Source organism: Marinibacterium profundimaris, from assembly GCF_002210095.1.
Taxonomy (GTDB): domain Bacteria; phylum Pseudomonadota; class Alphaproteobacteria; order Rhodobacterales; family Rhodobacteraceae; genus Marinibacterium; species Marinibacterium profundimaris.
On the sequence record NZ_AQQR01000021.1, the window covers coordinates 18,770 to 42,181 of the forward strand.

The window sequence follows — 23,412 nt, forward strand, 5'->3', positions numbered from 1 at the left end:
CGGGACTCCCCCGCGCGGCCCCACGCAACACGGCCCCGCGCCGGGGCACCGGCCGCCAGTGTCCCATATCTAAGACACTATCCCAAATAAGATCCCCCAGGCGCCCCCCGCGCGCGCGCTGGTCCGCCGGCCTCTCCCGGTGCTTGCCTTCCCGGTGCGGTCTGGTAACGAAGGATATCCTTCGGACCAGGTCCGGCGCATCCCGGGAATCCGCCATGCCCAGCTCTCTTCACCTCCACATCGGCCACGGCAAGACCGGCAGCAGCTATCTGCAATCGGCGCTCGCCCTGTCGCTCCCGGCGCTGGAGGCGGCCGGCATCTGCTACCCGATCGACGAGGCCACCGCGCGCTCGGCCGGCGAAGGCAACATCTCGGGCGGCAACATCCACGGCCGGGCCGGCGCCCTCGCGCAGCTGGCCGCCTCGGGCCGGGTGCCGAACGACCGCGCCTGCCTGCTCTCGGCCGAGAGCCTGTTCTACTACATCATGAAATCCCCCGAGGGCTTTCTCGAGGATCTCGCCGCCCTGCGCGGGCCCGATCCCGACAGGGTGCCGCTGCACGTGCTGCTCTACCTGCGCGACCCGGTCGATCACGCGGTGTCGCATTACCAGCAGTCGGTCAAGCGCGGCAATTACACCGGCACCCTGGCCGACAGCCTCGGCCTCTACCGGCTGCCCGCGCAGACCCTGCGCGTGCTCGAGGTGCTGCGCGGCGCGGGGGCCGAGGTCACGATCCTGAACTATTCGCGCCACCGCGCCCGGCTGCTGCCGACGCTGGAAAACTGGCTGGGCCTGGCCCCCGGCACCCTCGAGATCCCGCCGGTGGCCCAGGTCAACCGCTCGCCCACCCGGGCCGAGCTGGAGCTGCAGCGCCTGGTCAACGCCTCCGAGGCGCGGCAAAGCTGGCGCGTGGTCTCCGATCCGCTCTGCAACCAGCTGCCCGAGATCCGCTCGGAACAGCCGGCGCTGTCGTCCGGGGCGCTGGCCGCCTTCCTCGACCAGATGGCCGCGGTGATCGGCTCCGACGCCTATGCCGCCGCCGTGCCCGAGGCCGAACGCCCACGGGTCGGCACCCTGGCCGATTACGCGGGCCGCTTTCCCGATCCCGACGCGCAGGACGAGGCCGTCTACAGCTTCACCGCCGCCCAGCTGCAGGTGCTGGCCGGCGCCATCGGGGCCGAGATGAAGCGCTCCGACCACCTGCGCGACCGCCTGGAAAAGGCCCGCCGGCAGATCCACCGCCAGAAGAAGACCGCCGGCTGATCCCGGGCACGGGGTGGGTCACCCCGCCGCCGGACCCGTAGGGTGGGTTTTCAACCCACCGCTCCCCCCTTCGGAGCCCGCGTGACCCGGGCCACGTGTTTCGTCCAGGCCTCCAGGAAGGCCACCCCCGCGCCGTCGTCGTCCAGCCGCTCCACCGCGCGGCGCATCCAGCCCACCGGGTCGGGCGGCGCCGCCTGCAGGATCGCCTCCAGCGCCGGGCGCCGCGCCTCCACCGGTCCGATCGTCTCGTCGGCAAAGAACCCCGTCGCCCCGATCTGGCGCATCTTGCCGAGCGCGTCGCGCTCCACCTGCTGCATCTCGGCCACCGGCGGCTTGGGCCGGGCCGCGCTGCGTTCGCGCCGGCGCACGATCCGGCCCAGCTCGTCCTCGCGGAACTCGGGGGGCACGTCCGGCGCCACATGGGCCAGCGCCTGCCCCATCACCGCCCGCCAGTCCGCGACCAGCGGCCCCTGCGGCACCGCCAGGATGTGATCGCACCGCTCCAGCCGGTGCAGCGCCCGCAGCAGCACCAGCGCGTCGCCGAAGGCAAAGAGCGCCCCGCGCCCGCGCGGCCAGCTGTCCTCGGGATCCGCCGCGCGCATCGCATAGGACGCCGCCACCTGCTCCAGCGGGCGCAGGCACAGAAGCGACGGCACCGGGCCCAGCTGGTCGTAAAGCGCGGCGAGGTTGTAGAAATAGGTCGGCGTCTTGTTGCCCCAGACCCGGATCCCCCCGCCCCGCGCCGTCACCTCGGCGACCGAGGACGGGCGCCAGAGCGGATCGTCATGGGCCAGGAAATCCCGCGGCGCGCGCAGGGCCCCGTGATCCATGAAGGTCGGAAACACCTCCAGCCCGCAATGCACCCCCGGCACCGCCGAGAGATAGGCCGCCACCGCCGAGGTCCCGCTGCGCGGCAGGCCGTAGACGAGGTAATCGAGCGGTCTCAGGCGGGGCATCCCGGCACCTCCGGCAGGGCATCAGACGGGGCATCAGACGGGCCATCAGACGGGGCAGCGCGACAGCCCCCGAACGGGAAGCGGCCCCCTGTCGGACCACGCATCAGGACAGGTATCGGGGGGGCCAGGCGCATCGGCGGGAGGACGGGCATCCGGGCGGGCTCAGCCTGCGCCGCCGCAGGCGGGCTCCGTCTCCCGGAAATAGCTTTCATAGCCGTAGCCCATCGCATCGCCCACCGGGCCGCAGATCTTCACGAAGGTCTCCTTCTCCGCCTCGGTCCAGTCCAGCTCCGAGAACTTCAGGAACCGGGTCGGATCCCGCGTCGCGCTGGCCGCCTGCGGGCGCTCCGAGACGAGATAGGCGGCCATCCCCGCCTCCTCTTCCGGGGGCAGCTCCAGGTAGGCGGCGATGCGGGCGGCGATCGCCCCGGGCCGCACCGCCAGGTCGTTGAAATCGAAGGCCAGGTAATTGCCCTCCAGCTCCTCCTTCACCGTGGCCCAGGACCGGTTGCACCTGGCCCAGACCCGGCACTGGGCTTCGAAACTCCGGCCGCTGAACTTCCTGATCTTCGACTGGACGTTGTCCACGTGCCGCCGCGCGCAGAAGATGAACTTTGCATCCTGGTGGTAGCGGTTCAACAGCGGCACGGCGGCGACCATCCGGCTGGTCGGCGTCTTGTCCAGCAGGTAGCCCGACCGCCGCTGTTCCGACAGATAGGCCTCGTAGCCGCGAAACAGGTGGCGCAGCAGCGCCTCGCGGTCGATCCCGGCGCGGGCATTGCCCGGCCTTGGCCCGGCGGTGGTGGTGGCGCCATAGGCCAGCACCTCCTCGGAGAGGCGCGACAGCAGGGGCTGCATGTGGCCCTCGCCGTAACCGTTGTAGCGGGTCCGCGCCAGCGCGTTGCGCAGCGCCGAGGTGCCCGAGCGCGACGAGCCCAGGATGTAGACGATCCGCGTCCTGCCGTCCTCGGGATACATCCCGTGCAGGCGGTCCCGGCGGCGCGGCCCCCGGGCCCGGGCCTCCTCCGCGTCGGGGACCGGCGCGGTGTCCCCTATGCCCGGCATCTCCGTCGGTCCCGACATCCCGTCTCCCGTCCTTCTCCCGTCCGTGGCTCAGCCGGCCGTGCCCGGCGCCGCGCCGCTGTCCGGCCGTCCCGCGATCCCGGGCTCATCCGCGGCCTCTTCCGGGGCCCCCGACACAGCCCCCGAGACATCCGCCGTCACATCCGCGATCACGGCCCGGTGCGCCGCCCAGGCGTCTTCGACCGAGATCTCGTCGGGCATCTCCTGCGCCATGCTCTGCCACAGCTCGGCATTGCCGATGCAGATCTGCATCAGCTGCGCCAGCTCGGTGTCCGATCCGGGCAGGAACGAAAACCCGTTGACCCCCTCGATGATGCGGTCCGACAGCCCCCCCGCCCGCGAGGCCAGCACCGGGCGCCGCGCGTCCCAGGCCTCGGAGACCACAAGCCCGAAGGTTTCGGGCCAGATCGAGGGCGTCAGCACCCAGTCGACCGAGGACATCAGCTCGAAGACGTTGTCGCGGCTGTAGGATCCGACCTCGGTCACCACCAGCTCGGGCGGCGCGCCGTCGAGCACCGCCTCGATCTTGTCCAGGTAATCGGCGGTGGCATATTCCTTGTTGCCGCCGAAGACCTTGATCTCCACCGGTTTGCCGGTCGTCTCGGCCACCCGGCGCGCGGCCTTGAGCGCGACGTCGATCCCCTTGGCATCGACGAACTGGCCGAAGAAGCCGAAGACGTTCAGCCCCGGGCTGTGCTGCGGCACGAACCCCTCGGGGCGGCGGCGGCGGTGGCCATTGGCGATGACGGTGATCCGGTCGGCGTCCAGCCCCCAGTCGACATACCGCTGTTTCAGGTAGTCCGAGGGCGCGATGAAGCGGTCGACCCTGGCAAAGGCGCTCTGGAAGCCGCGGCGGCGCAGGATGAATTCATCCGTGGTCCGTTCGGGGAAGCAGCCGGTGCACTGATCGGGCCGCGTATCCTGGCAGATCCCGCCCTCGTGGTAGCGGTACAGCTGCCCCTGCCGGTGACAGATCGGCAGGTATTCGTGCAGCGTGTAGATGATCCTGGCCCCGGGCAGCACCTTGCGGATCAGCTCGATCACGTCGAGCCCGACCCAGAGCGAATGGTGCAGGTGGATCACGTCGGGCCTGTGGTCGCGCAGGAACCGGGCCAGCGCCTTGTTGCGGCGCGGGTCGTACATGCGGTGGAAGAAATCGTCGAACCGCCGCCCCGGCATCAGGAACTCGTCCTCGCTGTCGGGCAGCGCGGTGATCGCGGCGCCGACCTTGGAATATTGCGGAAAGCGGTTGCCGTCGATCGCCGCCAGCATGACCGCCTCGACCTGCGGATCGGCGGCGGCTGCATCGTGCAGGTCCTTGGCCACGTATTGCGCGCCGCCCCGCATGACCCGGGGATGGTAAAGCGAAAGGGTGAGAAACTTCATCTTGCCGGGCCTCAAAGCTGGGACAGGTCGGTGGCGGCGGGCGCCAGGAAGGGCGAGCCGGCGAACCGGCGCGAGTAATGCGCGCGGTTCAGCCACATCACCGCGCGCAGCCGGGCCGGGCGCGGCTTGCTCACGCCCTCCATGTGGATCCAGCGCGATCCCCGGTCCAGCCGCACGGGGCGCCCGGCCTCGAGCATCTTGAGGCAGAAATCGGCATCCTCGTAATAGGCGATGATGTAATCGGTGGGCAGGCCGCCCATCTCGTCGAACACCGCCTTGCGGATCCGCCACAGCGCCGCCGTCACCAGCAGCCCCTCCTCGGGGACCTCGCGCAGCGCCTCGGCCAGCTCTTCGGGGCTGTCGTCCACATGGGCGGTCAGCCCCTTGCCGTAATGCTCCACCCGCAGCACCGGTTCGGAAAAGCCCTGGCGCGCGTCCACCGCCATGTCGGCGGTCGTGTACATGCCCGAATGCATCAGCGACCCGTCGCCGTAGTACAGAAGCGCCCCGTCCAGCCCCTCGCCCGGGTCGCCCGCCAGGAAGGCAAAGGCCTGCTCTTCCTGCCCCTCGGGCGGGAAGATGTCGGGGTTCATGAAGATCAGCACCTCGCCGCGCGCGACCTTCGCGCCGTGGTTGTTGCCGGCCGAAAAGCCGGAATTGCCCGAACAGACATGGACCGAGATCGAGACCTCGTGCAGCTGGCTGAAGGCGGCGATCTGATCGGCCAGCACATGGGTTTCGCCGGTGAACTCGTTGAGCACCAGGATCACCTCCGCCGGCTGGCCGTCCAGCGCCGGCGCCAGGGTTTCCAGCTGCGGCATCAGCATCGAGATATCGCGGTAGATGGTGATGATGATCGACCGGTTCACCGGCCGGTCGGCGCCGGTCTCGTAGAGGCAGCTGAAGCTGAGCCGGTCGAGGTAGGTCTCCCAGAGCTCGGTGATGCCCGGGGCCAGGTGCCGGGCCGCGTCCATCGTCGTGCCGATGGCGCCGTCGGCCAGCACCGCGCAGGTGGTCAGCGCCTCGGTCATGAACTTCTGCACCGACATCAGGCGGGTGGTCGCGCTCTGGAAATGCTCCTTGCCGTTGACCAGGATCGTGATCGCCGAATGCGGGTCGAAATCGGGAATGCGCATCACCAGGACAAAGCCCGAGGGCCGGTCGAAATCGCCGATCGCCTCGGCCACGTCGAGCCGGCGGTACCAGCAGAAGCGGTCCGAGAGGTCGTCGAAATCGTATTGCATGTAGCCCACGACGAACGACAGCGTGATCCGGTCGGCCAGGCGCCGGTCGGCCCAGCCCGCCAGGCAGACATGCCCGTCCTCCGACAGGGCCATCTTCTCGATGCGCATGTAATCGGCAAGCGTCACGCCGCGGCGTTCGTTCTGGCCGTACTTGTCGTAATGCTCGCGCAGCGCGACGTCGTCCTCGTTGCCGTAAAGCTCGCCCAGATCGCCGTTGTCATCGGCATATTGCTTGTGAAGGAAAGTGGTTCTCATGTGTCCCCCGGCATCGGGGAGCGGTCAGCGCCGCCCCGGCCCGTCCTGTTCCATCTTCATGCGCGTCCCGGCCAGGCCGGCGCCTCTGTGTCGTCCGGCCCTGCCGGCGCCTGTATCTCGTCCGGCCGTGCCGGCGCCTGTATCTCGTCCGGCCGTGCCGGCGGGTTCATAACCTCCGTCCGGGCCGGCTGCGACCGCTTCGGTTTACCGGATCTATGGGTCTGCCCCGTCCCGGGATGCAAGCCGGAAAGACCGTCCTTCCCCGAACCCCACCTGCACGAAATGGTCCAGTGCACTGCGGAAGGCACCTTCGCGGATCGAGGCCAGCACATCGGGATAGTTTTTCAGGTAATCCGCGTTGTCGAGCCTGACCCGGTAGGGCATGCGGCCCTCGTAGATGCCGGTCTGCAGGTAATGCGCCCGGCCCGAGGCCAGCACCCCGCGCGCCACCGCGTCGGCCACGTCCGCGTAGCGGCCCAGGTACCATTCCTCGTCCACCAGCGCGCCCAGCCCCGCCGACAGCGCCTCGGCCAGCACGTCGCGCGGCAGGCCGACCTGGCCGCCCTCCACCCGGGCCTGGGTGCGGATCCGCCGCAACAGGTCCAGCCGCGCGCGCTCGTCGGTCTCGACGTCGGCAAGCTGCCGGGGGGCCGCCGGAGCTTCGGGCGCCTGCGGTGTTTCGGGCGGCGTGTCGGGCGGCGTGTCGGGCCCTGTTTCGGGCGCAGCGGCCCGGCTGTCCCGGTCGTTCCGGTTCTTGCCGGGCCCGTCCTCGTTCCCGACCTCGCTCTCGTTCTGGTTCATCCTGCCTCCCGGAATCCGTCTCGCCCTTCAATAGCAAGGATGGGACAGGAGACAAACAGAGCGCGCCACCGCAGGCGCCTGCGCTCTCTTCCCCAGCCCGCCTGCCCTGCCATTGCCTCCATCCGTGCCTTGCGCCCGATATTCCGCCCACCGGAGTGTCGCAGGTTCCGCCGCCCCATGCGAGCCTTCCCCGGGGTGCCGGCAAATATTGCCCAAACCCGCCCCAGCGGATAAGGGAGATGGAACCGCCCCGGCCGGCCGGCAAAAGGCGCCCGCGGCCGGGAGGACACGCCCGGAGAGGGACCGACGCAGGACCGGGCAGGGCAGACGAGATCACCGGGGGCACAAGGCCCGGGCCGCACGCGGCCTGCCCGCCCCGACGCATCCTGGCGGCGGCCGGGCAGAAGACGACAGGCAGACGGGCAGACCCCATGAAATTCATCCACCTTCACATCCCGAAAACCGCGGGCACCTCGCTGCGCGAGAGCATCGTCGTGGCCCATCCCGAGCTGAAGGTGCAGGGCATCGTCGACCCGGTGCCCGAGACGATCCCGGCCGAGGTCGACATCGTGTCGGGGCATATCTCCCACGAGGACGCGATGCGCTTCGGCGGGCAGATGGGCACCGACCAGGTGGTCACCGTGCTGCGGCACCCGATCGACCGCTTCGTGTCGATCTACTACTTCTGGCGCGAGCTTTACGACAAGGACATCGAGAAGACCCGCAAGACGACGACGGCGCACAAGCTGTCGCTTCTGGATTTCGCCCGGGCCATGGACGAGCCCGAGCTGTGTTCGGAGCTTTACAACCGGATGTCCTGGCAGCTGCATTCCAGCTACCGGCTGATGCGGCGCTTCGAGATGCGGCGCGATCACGGGATGACGCAGGACGACCTGGCCGAGCAGGTGATGGCGAACCTGCGCAGCTTCGCGGTGGTCGGGTTCCAGGACCATTACGGGGATTTCGTCGCGGCGATCAACGACCGGTTCAAGCTGGATATCGAGAACCGCAAGATCAACGTCACCCAGCGGCGCAGCTCGGTCGAGGACCTGTCGCATGCCGAGCTGCAGGCGATCCTGCCCTGGGTCTCGGTCGACATGGAAGTCTACGCCGCCGCCCTGCGCGAATTCGGCAAATAAAGCGCGCGCGGGCGAATTCCAGGACGCCCTGGGCTCCGCCCGTTCGCAGGCGACCTGTTTCGCGCGCGAAACATCTGCCGGGGATGTAGGGTGGGGTTCCACCCCACCGTTTGCACGCACCGATGACCGGAGGCGGTGGGGTGAAACCCCACCCTACGCCCCTAGCCCTTCTTCTCCAGCGTCTCGCGCAGCTCGGCCACCTCTTCCTTCAGCGCCAGCACCTGCGCCTGCAGCGCGAAGGTCATGCGGAACAGCATCTGCTGCAGCTCCCAGTCGCTGGCCTCCAGCTCCGGCGGGGTCACCGGGTCGAAGACCATGGGCGGCTGCCCCTGCTCTTGCAGCCGTGCATTGATCTGCTCCAGGTCCGCGCGGAACGTCTCCTGCGTGGCCTCCACGTCGCCGGCATCGGGCAGCAGCTCCTGCGGCTTCGGCACCACCCCGTTGGGATTGCGCGTGATCTGCAGCGGCGCCGCGAGCCGCCGGAAATCCGCCGCCCAGGTCGGCCCCGGCCGCGAGCCGCTGAACACGGTCCAGGCCGTCATCAGCCCGGCGCCCCGCGCCTCGTTCGCCCGCACCGAGGACACCCCCTCGAGCCCCAGGATCTGCCCGCAGAAATGCTGCGCCACGTCCCCGATCTCGTCGAAATTATAAAGCTCGATCTGCGGGAAATGCTGCGCCCAGGTCTCGACATGATCGGCATAGGTCAGCCGCGGCGCGGCCTCCTCCAGCCAGTCGGCATACTTGTGCAGCGCGCCCTGGTGGCGCTTCGACCGGATCTCGAATTCCGTGTAGGCCGAGATCGCGCGCTTGTCGTGGCGCCGCATGTAGACCACCGGGCGCACCTTGACCCCGTCGGCGGCGACCTTCTGCAGGATCCGCAGGATCCGCCACTTCTGCACCAGGAAGGCCTCGTTGCTCCAGACCACCTGGCGCACGCCCAGCCCGGCCAGCCGCTCCAGCTCGTCGCGCAGGACCTGCTCCACCTCCGCCTCCACCGGGGTGTCGGGGCGGGGGGCAAAGAACAGCTGCGGCCGGTCGCGTTCGCACCAGGCATGCGCCGTGGCGCCGGGCACCTCTTCCAGCGCGAGCCCCATGTAGGACAGGCCCGCCGCCGCCAGCGCCTCGGGATTGCGCATCAGCGTGAATTGCAGCGAGGTCGAACCGGCCTTGCCCGCCCCGATATGGACGATGAGTTCGGGAAGATCTGCCATGATGGTCTTTCCAGGATGGGCCAGCGCCGGGACGTCCCGCGCCGGAGGTCGCGTTGTGCCGCCCGTGATGCCATCGCCCCGGCCCGAAAGGCAAGCGTGGGGCGGGGGCCGGTTGAACAGGAGTGCGGGTGGAACAGGAGCGCCGGGCAAATGGCAGGAGAGGGCAGGGGGCGGCGGAGCCACCGGATGACACGGAAGCGCCGGGACGCCCTGGGCGCCGCCCGTTCGCAGGCGAAAAGGTCCACCGGACCTTTTCCGGGAAGCTTGCTCACTGTTTCGCGCGCGAAACATCTGCCGTGGCCGTAGGGTGGGGTTTCACCCCACCGCTCCCTACCGCCGCTCCAGCCAGTCCTTCAGATCCGCCAGCAGCGCCTCGTCCACCTGCTCGCCCGCAAGCTCGATCCGCCCGCTCTCCGGCCAGTGCCTCAGCACCAGCCCGGCGGTGATGTCGTAGCGCGTGAGATCCGGCAGCGGCTTCGCCCCCTTGCCCGCCGCCCTGTTCACGGCCCCCTTGGGCACGTCCGGCGCCGCATGGGCCTCACCCTCTTCCAGCATCCCCTGCAGCACCGCCAGCTCCTCGGCGGACGAACGCGCATCCGCCCGTTCCAGCCGCGCACGCAGCTCCTCCGCGCCGCCCTCCTCCAGCCGCTTCACCAGCGCCAGGCCCAGCTTCTCGGAAATCGTCCAGGGATAGCGCAGCACGTCGTCCAGCGCCGCGACCAGCCCCATGAACGACCCGATCTTCGACCGCTTCGACCGCGGCGCCGCGCCATAAAGCCCCTGCAGCGCCGCCCGGTCGGTCTCGAACACCCCCTCGGCCACGGCCCGGTGCGCGATCCGCGCGCGCTCGTAATGGCTCAGCCCCGCGCGGATCTCGTTCTCCTCGACCATCGCCACATAGGCCGCCTCGGCGCTCTCCGGCGCGGTCACCAGCGCCTTGACCGTGGCAAAGCGCGCCTCGCCGGTCTCCTCGTGCAGCCGCGTCAGCGCCGAGAGCCGCCGCCAGCCGGAGATCAGCCCATAGCGCCCGCCCTCCAGCTTCACCACCTCGATCGGCGTCTGCTGCCCGCGCGCCTTCAGCGAGGCCATCAGCGCGCCCATCTCCTCCTCGTCCAGCTGGATCCGGTCGCGCACCAGGTGCCCGGCGGCAATCGCCCCGATCGGCAGCGCCTCGATCAGCCGCCCCTCGTCCCGCGCCGCCTGCAGCGCCCCCGACAGCTCCGCCAGCGCCGCGGCCGACGCCGCCTCTCCGGCCACGGAGGCGATCGGCGCGGGGCCAAGACCCGCCGGCCCCGCCGCGGGGGCAGGGGAGGCAGACAGGTAATCCCCCTGCGCCGGGGTCAGTCGCTTGCGTTTGGCCATGTCAGAGCTCCTCTCGCGATCGGGTTAATCCCTGGTGAGCGTTGCGGTCGGGGGCTCTGCCCCCGTCGCCTGCGGCGACTCCCCCGGAGGTATTTTTGCAAAGATGAAGACAGGGGACAGCGCGCGGCCCGGCCCCTTGCCATGTTTGCAGATGTGGGATCCGCAGGGTGGAAAACAGGGCGCGCGCCCGGGGCCGTCGCGTCCACGTCCTGTCTTCATCTTTGCAAAAATACCTCATTCCCCGCTCTCCACCATGTCCCGCCGCCAGGTCCCGATGAGCAGACGCTTGAAGGCGGCATAGGTCGCATCGAAGGTCTCGCGCCCGCGGGCATAGGTCTCGCGGTTGAAGTCGCGGTAATCGGCCTCGTAGATGCCCGAGACCTGCTCGCCCGCCTGGCCGATCAGCGCGGTGAAATCCTGCCGGTGGGGCGAGAGGGTGCGGCCGAGGTAGGCCTGGATCAGCGAGGCCATCTCGCCCTGTTGCGCGCCGTCGTAGCGGGTGATCACCGCGCGCACCGCGTCCCATTGGAAATTCAGCTCCTCGCGGCCCAGGGCGCGGGCGGCGATGTTCTCGCCCTCCTCGATCGAGGCGAAGGTGGAATGGAGCATGTCGAAGAAGCGGCCCGTGCTGTCGAATTCGAGGAACGACGCGCCGAGGGGGACCAGCAGGATGTCGGCCGCCGCCAGCCCGTTGATCGTCAGGTAGCCGAGCGCGGGGGGCGTATCGATGAAGATCACGTCGTAATCCGACAGCACCCCGTCGGCCTCCAGCCGGTCGGTCAGCGCGTCCCAGAGCTTCCAGCCGCGCGAGGAGATCCGCCAGACCGGGATCTGGAATTCCGCCCAGTAGAGGTTCAGCTGCGCGCCGATCAGGTCGATATTGGGCCAGTGGGTCGGCTGCACCAGGTCCTTCGAGGACATCTCGAGCGCGGTCGACAGCATCTCGTCCAGCGGCTGGGGCGCCTCGCCCCGGGCGGCGCGGGCGCGGTTTTCCTCGCGCAGGTGGTCGCCGTAATGGCGGGCGATCAGCGGGAAGGCGGTCTGCCATTCGTCCTCGACGCGGCCGCCGAAGATCGAGGTCATGGAGCCCTGGCTGTCCAGGTCGATCACCAGCACCCGGTAGCCGTCGAGTGCCGCCGACATCGCCAGATGCGCCGCCGTCGAGGTCTTGCCGACGCCGCCCTTGAAATTGGCCACCGCCACGAGTTTGGCGGGCAGGCCTTCGGGCCGGTAAGGTTTGTATTCCTTCGCGCGCGAGCCCTGGCTGGCGAAATGGGCGCGCAGGCGCAGCACCTCGTCGAGGGTGAACCACTTCGCCCCGCCGTCGGTTTCCGAGCGGCCCTGGGGCAGGTCGGGATTGGCCTTCAGCACGCGGCGGAAATGGGCCTGGGCCACCGGGATCAGGTAGCGCGTGATCTCCCAGGTGGAGAAGAGGCGCAGCGATTTGCGCCCCTCGGTGTCCAGCCCGCGCGAGGCGAGATCGGCGCGGCCGCGGGCGCAGGCCTCGGCGATCTGTGCGAAACCGGCGGTGGTGCCGGGGGCGTCGAGCTCGGCCAGGGCGGCGTCCGCGTCGATGTTGAAATAGGGGGGGAGGGTCCCGGCCATATCTGGTCTTCCGCTCGATGTGCCTTGTTTTTCGCATTCTACGCCAAAAGGGCGTACATGGGAAGGATCGCGGCAGGTTGGCGGGATTTTCTTTGCAGATTCGGGCCTTGGGGCCCCTTTGCGCGGCGCGGATCAGGGCGGATCCGAAGGCGGCGGAAATTTTCTGATGAGTTAGAATCTGGTTATCTAAGTGTTAGGGGCGCCGGGGTGAGGGGGCAAGTCCTTGGATGGACATGGGAAATTCGCGGATCTGGAGGGAGAGGCGACTCTGATCCCACGATAAGGCGACTCCGATCCCCCGACAGGGTGACTCTGATCCCCCGATGCGCAGCGCGGGGCGCGCTGGACGGGGGGATGTGGACAAGTCTAGGGTGGCGTCAATGAAACCACGAAGCTCTGAGCCGGACGTCCGGAGCCCGGGGCGCAGGACGTGGCAAGACGGGACAACCGGCCGCAGAGCCGGCAGCAGAGGACAGGCAGGATGAGCGGCGCGGTCACAGCCGGCGCCGGGGGGCTGATGCCCGACCGGCACCCGCAGGGGGATTTCTTTCTCTGCGACATCTTCGATGCGCTGCCCAAGGACGACCTGGCGTCGATGGAGCATCCGCTGTTCTCGCTGTCCACCCGGCCCGACCGGCGGGTGCTGGAGTATGAGCACAACGGGGTCGAGATCACGGTGGTGCCCTCCGTGAAGGGGCTGGCCACGATCCATGACAAGGACATCCTGATCTTCTGCATCAGCCAGCTGATGGCGGCGATCAATGCCGGGCGGAAGGTCAGCCGGACGCTGCAGCTGAAGGCGCATGACCTGCTGGTGGCCACCAACCGCGAGACCAGCGGCGATGCCTATCGCCGCCTGCGCGAGGCCTTCGAGCGGCTGGCCGGCACGCGGATCACCACCAATATCGTCACCGGCGAGCGCGAGACGACGACGGGCTTCGGGCTGATCGAAAGCTGGGAGATCGTGCGTCGGTCGCGGGGCGGGCGGATGGTGTCGGTCTCGGTGACGCTGAGCGACTGGCTGTTCCGGGCGGTGCTGTCGAAATCGGTGCTGACGCTCAGCCGCGATTACTTTCGCCTGCGCAAGCCGCTGGAGCGGCGGATCTACGAGATCGCGCGCAAGCATTGCGGGCGGCAGGAGAGCTGGCGCGTGTCGGTCGAGGTGCTGCTGAAGAAATCCGGCTCGGCCTCGCCGCGGCGGGTGTTCCGGGCGATGCTGCGCGAGATGATCGCCAAGGACCACCTGCCCGATTACCAGATGCGCGAGGAGCCGGGCGACCTGATCCGGTTTTCGCTGCGCGAGGGCGTGGTGGAGGTGGTGCCGCCGCCGCTTTTGAAGGCCGACACGCTGGAGCGGGCGCGCGACATGATGCCGGGGGCGGACGTGCATGCGCTGGAGGCGGAATGGCGCGGCTACTGGGTGTCGACCGGGCGGCCGAAGCTGCGCAGCCCCGATCGCGCCTTCCTGGGCTTTGTCGCGGGCAAGGCGGGCCGGGGCGCGGGCTGACGGGAAGGGCGGTGGGTTGGAAACCCACCCTACGGGCGGCGGGACAGGAGGGTCGGGTGGGGTTTCACCCTACGGGCGGTGGGGCAGACGCGTAGGGTGGGGTTCTACCCCACCGTGCCGCGGGCTCAGCCGAGCAGCTCTTGCCGGATCGCGACCCGGTCGAGGCAGCGGCCCTTCTTGCTGTGCCCCGTCCGCAGCACCCGGTAGCCGAGCGCCCCGAGCCGGTCGCTGGTGCCGCGTTTTTCGGGGCCGATCTGCTCCCACAGCAGGATGTCCGGCAGCGGCGCCCGGTCCGCGCTGTCGATCAGCAGGCCGACGAGGATCTCGTCATAGCCCTCGGCGTCGATCTTCACGAAATCCGCCCGGTCCCAGTTCACCAGGTCCAGCGCCATGTCCGGCGGCAGGCAGGCGACCTCGATCCCGGTGACATCCGCGTCTTCGGGGGTCGGGCGGCCCATCAGGCTGGAGCTCTTGCCGTCGCGCCCCGCCACGTGCAGCACCCGGCGTTCGACCTGTTCGGTGATCGCGCAGTTGAGGAAATGCAGACGGTTGGAATGGCCCGCGTAATTGGCCACCAGCCGGTCGTAGGTCTCGGGGATCGGCTCGATCAGCAGGGCGCCCCAGGCCGGGTGATCGCGCAGGAACTCGAAGACGAAGTCCTTGTTGTCGGGCTTGGCATATTCATACATCCCCTCGTTCGCGCCGATCTGCATCAGCCGCCGCGGCGCCTCCTGCCCCATCGGCACCAGGAGGCGGGCAACCAGCTCGGCCTCCTCGATCTCGTCCGTGTCGGGAAAGGCGAGGAGGCTGGCAGAGGTCATGTGCAATTCCGGGTTGAGTTTCTCTTGCGGCTGACCGTAGCACGTGATCGCCTTTTGGGCTATGTGATTGCTGCTGTTTCCGGAGGATGCGGGCGCCCGGCGGAGGGGCTGAATGTTTCGCGTGCGAAACAGTGAGCAAGCGTCTCGGAAAAGGTCCGAGGGACCTTTTCGCTTGCGAACGGGCGGAGCCCCAGGGCTTCCTGGAATTCGTCCAGTGGTCGCAGCCCCCGTGCCCGGGATCCGGCGCCCGGCCCGCGCGCCACCAGCCCCCCACCAGCCCCCCAACAGCCCAGTCCCCCGCCGTCTGCCGGCCCCTGCCGCCGCCCGTGACCCGCCTGTCGCGCCAGCCCGTGACACCGCGGGCCGGGGTTGCTAAGAGAACCCGTGATTGAGCGGAAACGAGGCCCATGCAGATCGAAGAAACGCCGCTTCCAGGTGTCGTGATCCTGACCCCGAAACGCTTCGGCGATGCCCGTGGCTTCTTCTCGGAAAGCTGGAACCGCAGGCTTCTGGCCGAGCACGGGATCGAGATGGATTTCGTGCAGGACAACCATTCCGTCTCCGAAGCCGTGAACACCGTGCGCGGCCTGCATTTCCAGGCGCCGCCCGATGCCCAGGACAAGCTGGTGCGCTGCGGGCAGGGGGCGCTCTTTGACGTGGCGGTCGACATCCGCAAGGGCTCGCCCACCTATGGCCAGTGGTTCGGCACTGAACTTTCGGCCGAGAACGGCAGGCAGCTGCTGGTGCCGGCGGGCTTCCTGCATGGCTTTGCCACCCGCGCGCCGCATACGGAAATCATCTACAAGTGCACCGATTACTACGCGCCGCAATCGGACGGCGCCGTGCGCTTCGACGATCCGGACATCGGCATCGACTGGGGCCTGACGGGCGAGGCGGTGCTGAGCGACAAGGATGCCGCCGCGCCGCTGCTGAAGGATTTCGACAGCCCCTTCATCTGGCAGGGTTAGGCCCGGTCCCGATGGCGGAGGATCTCTTGCAAAGGAATAAGGCATGAAGCTTCTTGTCACCGGCGGCGCCGGGTTCATCGGCTCGGCCGTGGTGCGCCAGGCGATCGGGCAGGGCCACCAGGTGGTCAATGTCGATGCGCTGACCTATGCCGCCTGCCTCGACAACGTGGCAAGCGTGGCGGACGCGCCCGGCTATGCCTTCGAGCAGGCCGACATCCGCGACCGCGCGGCGATGGACCGGATCCTCGACAGCCACAAGCCGGATGCGATCATGCACCTGGCCGCGGAATCCCACGTGGACCGGTCGATCGACGGGCCCGGCACCTTCATCGAGACCAATATCACCGGCACCTACACCCTGCTGGAGGCCGCCCGGAAATACTGGGCGGGGGCCGGCAAACCGGAGAGCTTCCGGTTCCACCATATCTCCACCGACGAGGTCTTCGGGAGCTTGCCCGATGACCCGCAGGTGATGTTCACCGAAACCACCGCCTACGATCCGCGCTCGCCCTATTCGGCGTCCAAGGCCGCCTCCGACCACCTGGTCAGCGCCTGGCACCACACCTACGGGCTGCCGGTGGTGATGACGAATTGCTCGAACAATTACGGCCCCTTCCATTTCCCCGAGAAGCTGATCCCGGTGATCATCCTGGGTGCGCTGGCCGGCAAGCCGCTGCCGATCTACGGCGACGGGTCGAACGTGCGCGACTGGCTTTACGTCGAGGATCACGCCGACGCGCTGCTGACGGTGGTGCAGAAGGGCGAGATCGGCCGGTCCTACAACATCGGCGGCGAGAACGAACGCACCAACCTTGAGCTGGTGCAGACGCTCTGCGGCATCCTCGACCGGCTGCGTCCCGGCGCGGCACCCTACGCCGAGCAGATCACCTTCGTCACCGACCGGCCCGGGCATGACGCGCGCTATGCGATCGACCCGACCCGCATCCGCGAGGAGCTGGGCTGGCGTCCCTCCGTCACCGTCGAGGAGGGGCTGGAGAAGACCGTGCAATGGTATCTCGACAACGAGGCCTGGTGGCGCGCGCTGCAGACCCGCGAGGGTGTCGGCCAGCGCCTGGGCAAGGCCGGCTGACCGGATGCGCGCGGGCAGGGGGCAGGGCAGGGTCCGGGGGACCGGCAGGGCAGGGGGCCAGGCGCCGGCGACCTGCGTTCTGACTTGCGTCCTGAACGCCCCCCCGTTCGGACAGGAGGGCTGAGCCATGCCGATCGCGCGGGTCTCGGGCAAGCTGGTGCTTTTCATGCATGTGCCCCGCTGCGGCGGCACCTCGATGGAAGATTACCTCGAGGCGCGCTTCGGCCCGCTGGCGTTTCGCAGCCGGTTCTTCCTTGACCTGCCGCCGCCGATGCGCTGGACGCGCACCGCGCCGCAGCACGTGGCGGCGACCGACCTGGCGCGGCTGTTCCCGGCGGGGTTCCTGGACGAGACCTTTGCCATCGTCCGCCACCCGGTGGAGCGGCTGAAAAGCGTCTTCCGGTTTCAGCGCGACGTGGAACGGCGGTTCGGCCCGCGGCTGGATTTCGAACGCTGGCTGGTGCGCATGCAGAAGCAGGAGGCGATGCAGCCCTTCCTGCTCGACAATCACATCCGGCCCATGACCGAGATGGTGCCCGAGGGCGCGCGGATCTTTCACCTGGAACAGGGGATGGACCCGGTGATCGCCTGGCTGGACGATCTGGCCGGGGGGCCGGCGCCCGGGGTGCCGATGAAGCTGCGCAACAATTTCGCCGAGCGCGTGGCCTGGGCGAAGATCGAGCCGGGGCCGGAGCCGGTGGTCACCGACCGCGTGCGCGAGATCCTCTCGACCCGCTATGCCCGCGATTTCGAGCGCTTCGGCTACGATCTGGAACCGCCCGGCGCGGATACTTGTACGGATACAGGCGCGGATAAAGGCCCCGACCCGACGCCTGCGCCCTGAACACTTGGTTTACAGAAGGTTTGCCCCATGAACATTCTCGTCTTCGGCCACACCGGACAGGTCGCCACCGAACTGGCCGCCGCCGGCGACGCGGGCTTTGACCAGGTCGACACGATCACCTGCCTGAACCGCGACCTGGTGAACCTGGAAGACCCCGACGCCTGCGCCGAGGCGATCCGCGAGCGCAAACCCGACGCGGTGATCAACGCCGCCGCCTACACCGCCGTCGACCGCGCCGAGGAGGAAGAGGACCAGGCCCGCGTCATCAACGGCGAGGCGCCGGGCGCCATGGCCCGGGCCTGTGCCGGGCTGGGCATTCCCTTCGTCCAGATCTCGACCGATTACGTGTTCGCCGGCACCGGCACCGACCCCTGGGCGCCGGGCGATGCCACCGCGCCCCTGGGCGCCTATGGCCGCACCAAGCTGGCCGGCGAACAGGCGATCGCCGAGGCCGGCGGGGCCCATGCGATCCTGCGCACCTCCTGGGTGTTCTCGGCCCATGGCAACAACTTCGTGAAGACCATGCTGCGCCTGGGCGAAAGCCGCGACCAGCTGACCGTGGTCTCGGACCAGGTCGGCGGCCCGACCCCCGCCCGCGCCATCGCCGAGGCCTGCCTGACCATCGCCGACCAGCTGATCCGCGATCCCGGCAAGTCCGGCATCTACCATTTCTCCGGCGCGCCGGATGTCAGCTGGGCCGGGTTCGCGCGCGAGATCTTCGGGCTGGCCGACATCACCTGCGAGGTGGTGGACATCCCGACCTCGGATTACCCGACGCCGGCGGCGCGGCCGCTGAACTCGCGGATGGAGTGTTCGGCGACCGAGGCCACCTTCGGCATTCCCCGCCCCGACTGGCGCGCGGCCACGGCCGAGGTGGTGCAGCGGGTCCGGGGCTGAGCCCATGGCGCCGCAGCCCCCCCAGCCGCGTCTGTTGCGCTATGCCGCCGCGCATCGCAGGACGCTGGCCACCAACCCCGATCACGGCTTTGCCGCGGATTACGCGCTGTGCCATTACCGGGCCGGGGCGGTCTACAGCTTCATCCCCAAGAACGCCTGTTCGACCCTGCGGCTGAGCCTGGCCATCGCCAACGGCGCCATCGCGGGGCCCGAGGACTGGACCTGGATCCACGCCAACAACCCGACCTTCCGCGCCGCGCTGCGCGACCTGGCCACGGCGGATTTCACCTTCACCGTGCTGCGCTGCCCCCATGCGCGGCTGGCCTCGGTCTTTCTCGACAAGATCGTCGGCCGCAGCCCGGAATACTGGCTGCTCTTCCGCGAGACCGGCGAGACGATCGACCCCAAGCGCTTCAGCTTCCGCGATTTCGTGGGGCTGGTGAGCGCGGACGACGACTGGCAGCAGCTGAACGAACACTGGCGCCCGCAGGTCGATTTCCTGGTCTACGCCGAATACGACGCCTGGTACGCGGTGGAACGCATGGCCGAGGCGCGCGACGACCTGGCCGCGCGGATCGGCTTTGACCTGGTCGATGCGCGCGGGCTGACCCGCCACGGCACCGACCGGTTCGACCTGATCGAGGGCGATTACGCCGATACGTCCATGGCCGAACTGGCCGCGCTGCAGGAGGCGGGCCGCGCGCCGTCCCATGCGGCCCTTTACGACGACGCGCTGGTCGGGGCGGTGGCGCGGGCCTGGGCCTGCGACCTGGCGCTTTACCGCGACCGGATCGGGGCGGCGACCCTGACCTTTCCGGACGCGGATTTCGAACCCAAGGAGACCTGAGACATGACCAACCGCAAGGGGATCATCCTGGCCGGCGGCTCCGGCACGCGGCTTTACCCGATCACGGAGGGCGTGTCGAAGCAGCTCCTGCCGATCTACGACAAGCCGATGATCTACTACCCGATCTCGGTGCTGATGCTGGCCGGCATCCGCGAGATCTGCCTGATCACCACGCCGCAGGACCAGGAGCAGTTCAAGCGGACCCTGGGCGACGGGTCGCAATGGGGGGTGACGTTCACCTATGTGGTGCAGCCCTCGCCCGACGGGCTGGCGCAGGCCTATATCCTGGCCGAGGAATTCCTTGACGGCGCGCCCTCGGCGATGGTGCTGGGCGACAACATCTTCTTCGGCCACGGGCTGCCGGAACTGATGGCGGCGGCGGATGCGAAACCGGCCGGCGGCACGGTCTTCGGCTATCACGTGGCCGATCCGGAACGCTATGGCGTGGTGGCCTTCGGGGACCGGGGCCAGGTCACGCAGATCATCGAGAAACCCGCGGTGCCGCCGTCGAACTACGCGGTGACGGGGCTTTATTTCCTCGACGGCACGGCGCCCGCCCGCGCGCGTGAGGTCAAACCCTCGGCCCGCGGCGAGGTCGAGATCACCACGCTTCTCGAGATGTACCTGGCCGAGGGCCAGCTGGACGTGCAGCGCATGGGCCGCGGCTATGCCTGGCTGGATACGGGCACGCACGGCTCGCTGCTGGACGCGGGCAATTTCGTGCGCACGCTGGAAAGCCGGCAGGGCCTGCAGACCGGCTGCCTGGAAGAGATCGCCTTCCAGAAGGGCTGGATCGACGCCACGGCGCTGAAGGAGATGGCGGAACGCTACCGCAAGAACCGCTACGGCGAATACCTGATGAGCCTTCTCGGCTGAGGTCGCGCCAGGCGGACCGACGGCATCGCGGGTGGTGCCGTCGGGGTGGAGTATTTGTATCCAAGAAGAAGACAGGGGACGGGTCTTCGGGGTATCCCCTGTCTTCTTCTTGGCCCAAATACCTCCGGGGGAGTCGCCGCAGGCGACGGGGGCAGCGCCCCCATCACCCGGGTTCAGGTCAAAGCGAGTTCGCCGCGTTGAAGACGCCGAAGAACTGGCCGAAGATCTGCGAGATCGTCAGGACATCGTTGATCGGCGATTCGGTGGCGATGATCACGTCGCCGGAATTGACCGTGAAGTTCTGCGCCGAGAACAGCCCGTCGAAATTCGTCAGGTCGACCGAGAAGACCACCCGCGTGTTGCGCGGGCCGCGCACGCCGGGACCCACGGCCGAGCCGGGATATTCGCGCAGGATCAGCAAGCCGCGCGGGTCGGCGGTGCGTTCGTTCACGCCGCCGATGATCGACACCGCGTCCATGGCCGAGACGTGATCCTTCGGGAAATTGTGCAGCGCCTCGGTGCCGGTGGCGCCGAAGGACAGGAAATAGCGGTCGTCGTTTTCCACGAAGACCTTGTCGCCGCCGCGCAGGAGCGTGTCGTAGTTCGGGTTGTTCAAAAGCCGGTCGATCGAGGTCCCGTAGATAGAGGAGCCCCGCATCAGCCGGATCTGGGGATTGCTCAGCGTGCCCGAGACCCCGCCGCCGGCGGCGATCAGGCTCATCACCGTGTAGTTGCGGTCGGGCATCGGGTAGGTGCCGGGCGCGGCGACGCCGCCGATCAGCTCGACCGAATTGCCGCGGCCTTCGACCATGCCCAGCTGGACCTGGGCCGAGGGCACGATCGCCTCGAGCTGGGACTGGATTTCGCGCCGGGCCAGGTCGGGCGTCAGGCCGATCACGTCGACATCGCCGATATAGGGAACGAAGATCGTGCCGTTGGGCGCCACGCGCAGCTCGCCCAGCTGGACGGCGCGCTGTTCCTGGGTGGTCAGCAGCGAATTGTCCGAGCTGTCCCAGATCGTCATCGCCAGCATGTCGCCGGACTGGATGATCTGGCTCGAGGCGCCGGCGGTCTTGCCGATCCATCCCAGGCGTTCGGTCTTGCCTGTGTTGGGCCATTTCTCCACCGTGGGGAGAAAGGCGCGGGTGACGCTGTAGACGGCGAATTCGCTGTTGTCGTCGGCGACTTCGCGCAGGATCTCGTTGCTGGCCGGGCCGCTGGCGGGCAGACGGCCGCATGCGGCGAGGGCAAGACAGGTCAGGGCGATCAGGCAGAAGCGGATCGGGTGGTTCATGAGAAGCGGATGGCCTGTATTCCGTGCTGGTGCGCCGACGTTAATGGCCGGGAGGCGAGGGAGGGTCAAACTATTCCGTATCAAAAGGTGCAGATTCCTGCCGTCTTCGTCATTGGGGCCACAGGCCGCCTGGGACAGATCCTGCGCCGTCACTGGGGCGACGCAGGCGCGGGCGCGCCGGTGATCTGGGGCGCGCGGCGGGCCGGGCCGGATCGGGGCGCGGGGCTGGTGGCCTGCGATCCGCTGGGCGATCCGGACGGGCTGGCGCGGGCCGCGGCGGGGGCGGGGGCCGCGGCGGGGGCGGGGGCGCTGCTCTGCCTGGCCGGGGTGACCCCGGCGGCGGCAAGCCGCGGCGCCGATTTCGACGATGACGCGCGGCTGGCGCTTGCGGCGATGGCGGCCGGCGATGCGGTGGGCGCGCATGTGTTCCTGTGTTCCTCGGCGGCAGTCTACGGCCGCGCGGCAGGCCCGCTGCGGGAAGAGGACGCGCCGACCCCGGCGGCGCCCTACGGCGCGGCCAAGGCGGCGATGGAGGCGGCGGTGCTGGCGCGCGCGGCGCGCACCGGCCAGAGGGTGACGATCCTGCGCATCGGCAATGTCGCGGGGGCGGATGCGATCCTGGGCGGCTGGCGCGAGGGCTTTGCCCTGGATGCCTTTCCCGATGGCACGACCCCGGCGCGCAGCTACATCGGCCCCGGCATGCTGGCGCGGGTGCTGGGCGCGCTGATGCGGCGGCGGGACCTGCCGCAGGTGCTCAATATCGCGGAACCGGGGGCGGTTCAGATGGGCGCGCTGCTGGATGCGGCGGGCCTGCCATGGACGGCCCGCGCCGCCGGGGCGGGGGCGATCGCGCGGGTGGAGTTCGACACCGCCCGGCTGGAGGCGCTGGTGCCGCTGGAGCCCGCCCGGCCCGGGGCGCTGGTGGCGGACTGGCGTGCCGACCGGGCGGCGGAGGCGGCGGGGACCACGGTGGGAGGGCCGGTGGGGTGAAACCCCACCCTACGCCGGCGGCCGGCGGGGATCGGACCCGTCCCGCAGGGACGCGGGGCGCGCCCGGGTCTTGCGCGCGGGGCCGCGCCGGGCCATGACCCTTGGCCATGACACCAGCCAAGCGCCTTCTCGACCTGTTCTTCGCTGTCCTGCTCGTGGGTCTCCTGGGGCCGGTGATGCTGGGCCTGCTGATCTGGCTCTGGGTGAAACAGGGCCGGCCGCTGTTCTACGTGGCCGAGCGGATGAAGACCCCGGACCAGCCCTTCATGCTGTGGAAGCTCAGGACCATGACCGTGGTCGACAGCGATGCCGGCGTCTCGGGCGGGGACAAGGCGGCGCGGATCACGCCCGCCGGCGCCTGGCTGCGGGGCAAGCGGCTGGACGAGTTCCCGCAGCTGTGGAACATCCTGCGTGGCGACCTGAGCTTCGTCGGTCCGCGCCCGCCCCTGCGCGCCTATGTCGAACGCTTCCCGGAGATCTACGGCGAGGTGCTGAAATCCCGCCCCGGGGTGACCGGGCTTGCGACCATCGTCTACCACAAGCACGAAACCGCCCTGCTGGAGCGCTGCGCCACGCCGGAGGAGACCGACGCGGTCTATGCCCGCAACTGCGTGCCAAGAAAGGCGCGGCTGGACCTGATGTACCAGAAGAACCGCAACATCTGCGTGGATTTCGACATCGTCTTCCAGACCATCGGCAACCTGGTGCGGCGCGGGAAATAGGGCGCCCTGTTCCGGGGGCGGTGCCCGGGAGAGCCGTGGTGTCGGAGTATTTTTGCCAAGAAGAAGACAGGGTTCGGTGCTTCGACCCCCGTGATGTGCCTTGTTTGCCACCCTGCGGATCCGACATCTGCAAACACGTCGAAGGTTGGATCATCCGCGCCGTCCTGCTGTCTTCTTCTTGGTAAAAAATACTCCGGCGCGCCACATCAGCCCGAGCGGACTTCGGGACAGGGCGGGATGGACCCTCTGGCG

Annotated in this window: 21 protein-coding genes; 11 read left to right on the top strand and 10 right to left on the bottom strand. The window is 69.1% G+C overall.

Annotated elements, in window-relative coordinates; translation table 11 throughout:
• The first annotated feature begins 215 nt into the window (after positions 1 to 215).
• The gene (locus tag ATO3_RS24285) at positions 216 to 1,262 is read left to right on the top strand and encodes a hypothetical protein (RefSeq protein WP_088652466.1); all 1,047 of its coding nucleotides are present in this window, start codon (positions 216 to 218) and stop codon (positions 1,260 to 1,262) included.
• A gap of 50 nt (positions 1,263 to 1,312) precedes the next feature.
• On the opposite strand, the gene ATO3_RS24290 is transcribed toward ATO3_RS24285, so the two are convergent.
• The 5 genes from ATO3_RS24290 to ATO3_RS24310 form a co-directional block, all read right to left on the bottom strand.
• On the bottom strand, positions 1,313 to 2,218 hold the full coding sequence (locus ATO3_RS24290; RefSeq protein ID WP_088652467.1) for a sulfotransferase family protein: 906 nt from the start codon (positions 2,216 to 2,218) through the stop codon (positions 1,313 to 1,315).
• A gap of 162 nt (positions 2,219 to 2,380) precedes the next feature.
• On the bottom strand, positions 2,381 to 3,301 hold the full coding sequence (locus ATO3_RS24295; RefSeq protein ID WP_088652468.1) for a sulfotransferase: 921 nt from the start codon (positions 3,299 to 3,301) through the stop codon (positions 2,381 to 2,383).
• Between the two features lie 30 nt (positions 3,302 to 3,331).
• Positions 3,332 to 4,687, bottom strand: a complete 1,356-nt coding sequence (locus tag ATO3_RS24300) for a glycosyltransferase (protein WP_088652469.1) — start codon at positions 4,685 to 4,687, stop codon at positions 3,332 to 3,334.
• A gap of 11 nt (positions 4,688 to 4,698) precedes the next feature.
• Positions 4,699 to 6,186 (bottom strand): glycosyltransferase family 2 protein, encoded by a 1,488-nt coding sequence (locus ATO3_RS24305; RefSeq protein ID WP_088652470.1) that lies wholly within the window; start codon positions 6,184 to 6,186, stop codon positions 4,699 to 4,701.
• Positions 6,187 to 6,399: 213 nt separating this feature from the next.
• Positions 6,400 to 6,987: a hypothetical protein gene (locus ATO3_RS24310; protein ID WP_088652471.1), complete on the bottom strand. Its 588-nt coding sequence runs from the start codon at positions 6,985 to 6,987 to the stop codon at positions 6,400 to 6,402.
• Between the two features lie 431 nt (positions 6,988 to 7,418).
• Between ATO3_RS24310 and ATO3_RS24315 the strand changes: the two genes are divergently transcribed.
• Positions 7,419 to 8,126, top strand: a complete 708-nt coding sequence (locus tag ATO3_RS24315) for a sulfotransferase family 2 domain-containing protein (protein WP_158218050.1) — start codon at positions 7,419 to 7,421, stop codon at positions 8,124 to 8,126.
• Between the two features lie 161 nt (positions 8,127 to 8,287).
• On the opposite strand, the gene ATO3_RS24320 is transcribed toward ATO3_RS24315, so the two are convergent.
• From ATO3_RS24320 to ATO3_RS24330, 3 genes are all read right to left on the bottom strand, one after another.
• Positions 8,288 to 9,337, bottom strand: coding sequence for a hypothetical protein (locus ATO3_RS24320; RefSeq protein ID WP_088652473.1), 1,050 nt, complete (start codon positions 9,335 to 9,337; stop codon positions 8,288 to 8,290).
• A 330-nt stretch (positions 9,338 to 9,667) separates the two neighbouring features.
• On the bottom strand, positions 9,668 to 10,699 hold the full coding sequence (locus tag ATO3_RS24325; RefSeq protein WP_088652474.1) for a ParB/RepB/Spo0J family partition protein: 1,032 nt from the start codon (positions 10,697 to 10,699) through the stop codon (positions 9,668 to 9,670).
• A gap of 234 nt (positions 10,700 to 10,933) precedes the next feature.
• On the bottom strand, positions 10,934 to 12,304 hold the full coding sequence (locus ATO3_RS24330; protein ID WP_088652475.1) for an AAA family ATPase: 1,371 nt from the start codon (positions 12,302 to 12,304) through the stop codon (positions 10,934 to 10,936).
• A gap of 481 nt (positions 12,305 to 12,785) precedes the next feature.
• Here ATO3_RS24330 and ATO3_RS24335 point away from each other — a divergent pair, with 481 nt between their 5' ends.
• Entirely contained in the window at positions 12,786 to 13,811 is a 1,026-nt protein-coding gene (locus ATO3_RS24335; RefSeq protein WP_088652476.1) for a replication initiator protein A, read from the top strand.
• Between the two features lie 125 nt (positions 13,812 to 13,936).
• Here ATO3_RS24335 and ATO3_RS24340 read toward each other — a convergent pair whose 3' ends face one another.
• Complete coding sequence (locus tag ATO3_RS24340; RefSeq protein ID WP_088652477.1) at positions 13,937 to 14,632, bottom strand: FkbM family methyltransferase; 696 nt, start codon at positions 14,630 to 14,632, stop codon at positions 13,937 to 13,939.
• A 407-nt stretch (positions 14,633 to 15,039) separates the two neighbouring features.
• On the opposite strand from ATO3_RS24340, the gene rfbC reads away from it, so the two are divergent.
• From rfbC to rfbA, 6 genes are all read left to right on the top strand, one after another.
• Positions 15,040 to 15,600: a dTDP-4-dehydrorhamnose 3,5-epimerase gene (gene rfbC, locus ATO3_RS24345; protein ID WP_088652478.1), complete on the top strand. Its 561-nt coding sequence runs from the start codon at positions 15,040 to 15,042 to the stop codon at positions 15,598 to 15,600.
• Positions 15,601 to 15,643: 43 nt separating this feature from the next.
• Entirely contained in the window at positions 15,644 to 16,690 is a 1,047-nt protein-coding gene (gene rfbB, locus ATO3_RS24350) for a dTDP-glucose 4,6-dehydratase (RefSeq protein WP_088652479.1), read from the top strand.
• Positions 16,691 to 16,817: 127 nt separating this feature from the next.
• On the top strand, positions 16,818 to 17,534 hold the full coding sequence (locus ATO3_RS24355; protein ID WP_088652480.1) for a sulfotransferase family 2 domain-containing protein: 717 nt from the start codon (positions 16,818 to 16,820) through the stop codon (positions 17,532 to 17,534).
• A 27-nt stretch (positions 17,535 to 17,561) separates the two neighbouring features.
• Positions 17,562 to 18,431 (top strand): dTDP-4-dehydrorhamnose reductase, encoded by an 870-nt coding sequence (rfbD, locus tag ATO3_RS24360; RefSeq protein ID WP_088652481.1) that lies wholly within the window; start codon positions 17,562 to 17,564, stop codon positions 18,429 to 18,431.
• Between the two features lie 4 nt (positions 18,432 to 18,435).
• On the top strand, positions 18,436 to 19,278 hold the full coding sequence (locus ATO3_RS24365) for a sulfotransferase family 2 domain-containing protein (RefSeq protein ID WP_088652482.1): 843 nt from the start codon (positions 18,436 to 18,438) through the stop codon (positions 19,276 to 19,278).
• A 3-nt stretch (positions 19,279 to 19,281) separates the two neighbouring features.
• Positions 19,282 to 20,154, top strand: coding sequence for a glucose-1-phosphate thymidylyltransferase RfbA (gene rfbA / locus ATO3_RS24370; protein WP_088652483.1), 873 nt, complete (start codon positions 19,282 to 19,284; stop codon positions 20,152 to 20,154).
• A gap of 178 nt (positions 20,155 to 20,332) precedes the next feature.
• Here the strand turns inward: rfbA and ATO3_RS24375 are convergent, their stop codons facing one another.
• Positions 20,333 to 21,448 (bottom strand): polysaccharide biosynthesis/export family protein, encoded by a 1,116-nt coding sequence (locus ATO3_RS24375; RefSeq protein WP_088652484.1) that lies wholly within the window; start codon positions 21,446 to 21,448, stop codon positions 20,333 to 20,335.
• Between the two features lie 87 nt (positions 21,449 to 21,535).
• Between ATO3_RS24375 and ATO3_RS24380 the strand changes: the two genes are divergently transcribed.
• Complete coding sequence (locus ATO3_RS24380) at positions 21,536 to 22,438, top strand: NAD-dependent epimerase/dehydratase family protein (protein ID WP_088652485.1); 903 nt, start codon at positions 21,536 to 21,538, stop codon at positions 22,436 to 22,438.
• A gap of 107 nt (positions 22,439 to 22,545) precedes the next feature.
• Positions 22,546 to 23,160 (top strand): sugar transferase, encoded by a 615-nt coding sequence (locus tag ATO3_RS24385; protein ID WP_088652486.1) that lies wholly within the window; start codon positions 22,546 to 22,548, stop codon positions 23,158 to 23,160.
• Positions 23,161 to 23,412: the final 252 nt, after the last annotated feature.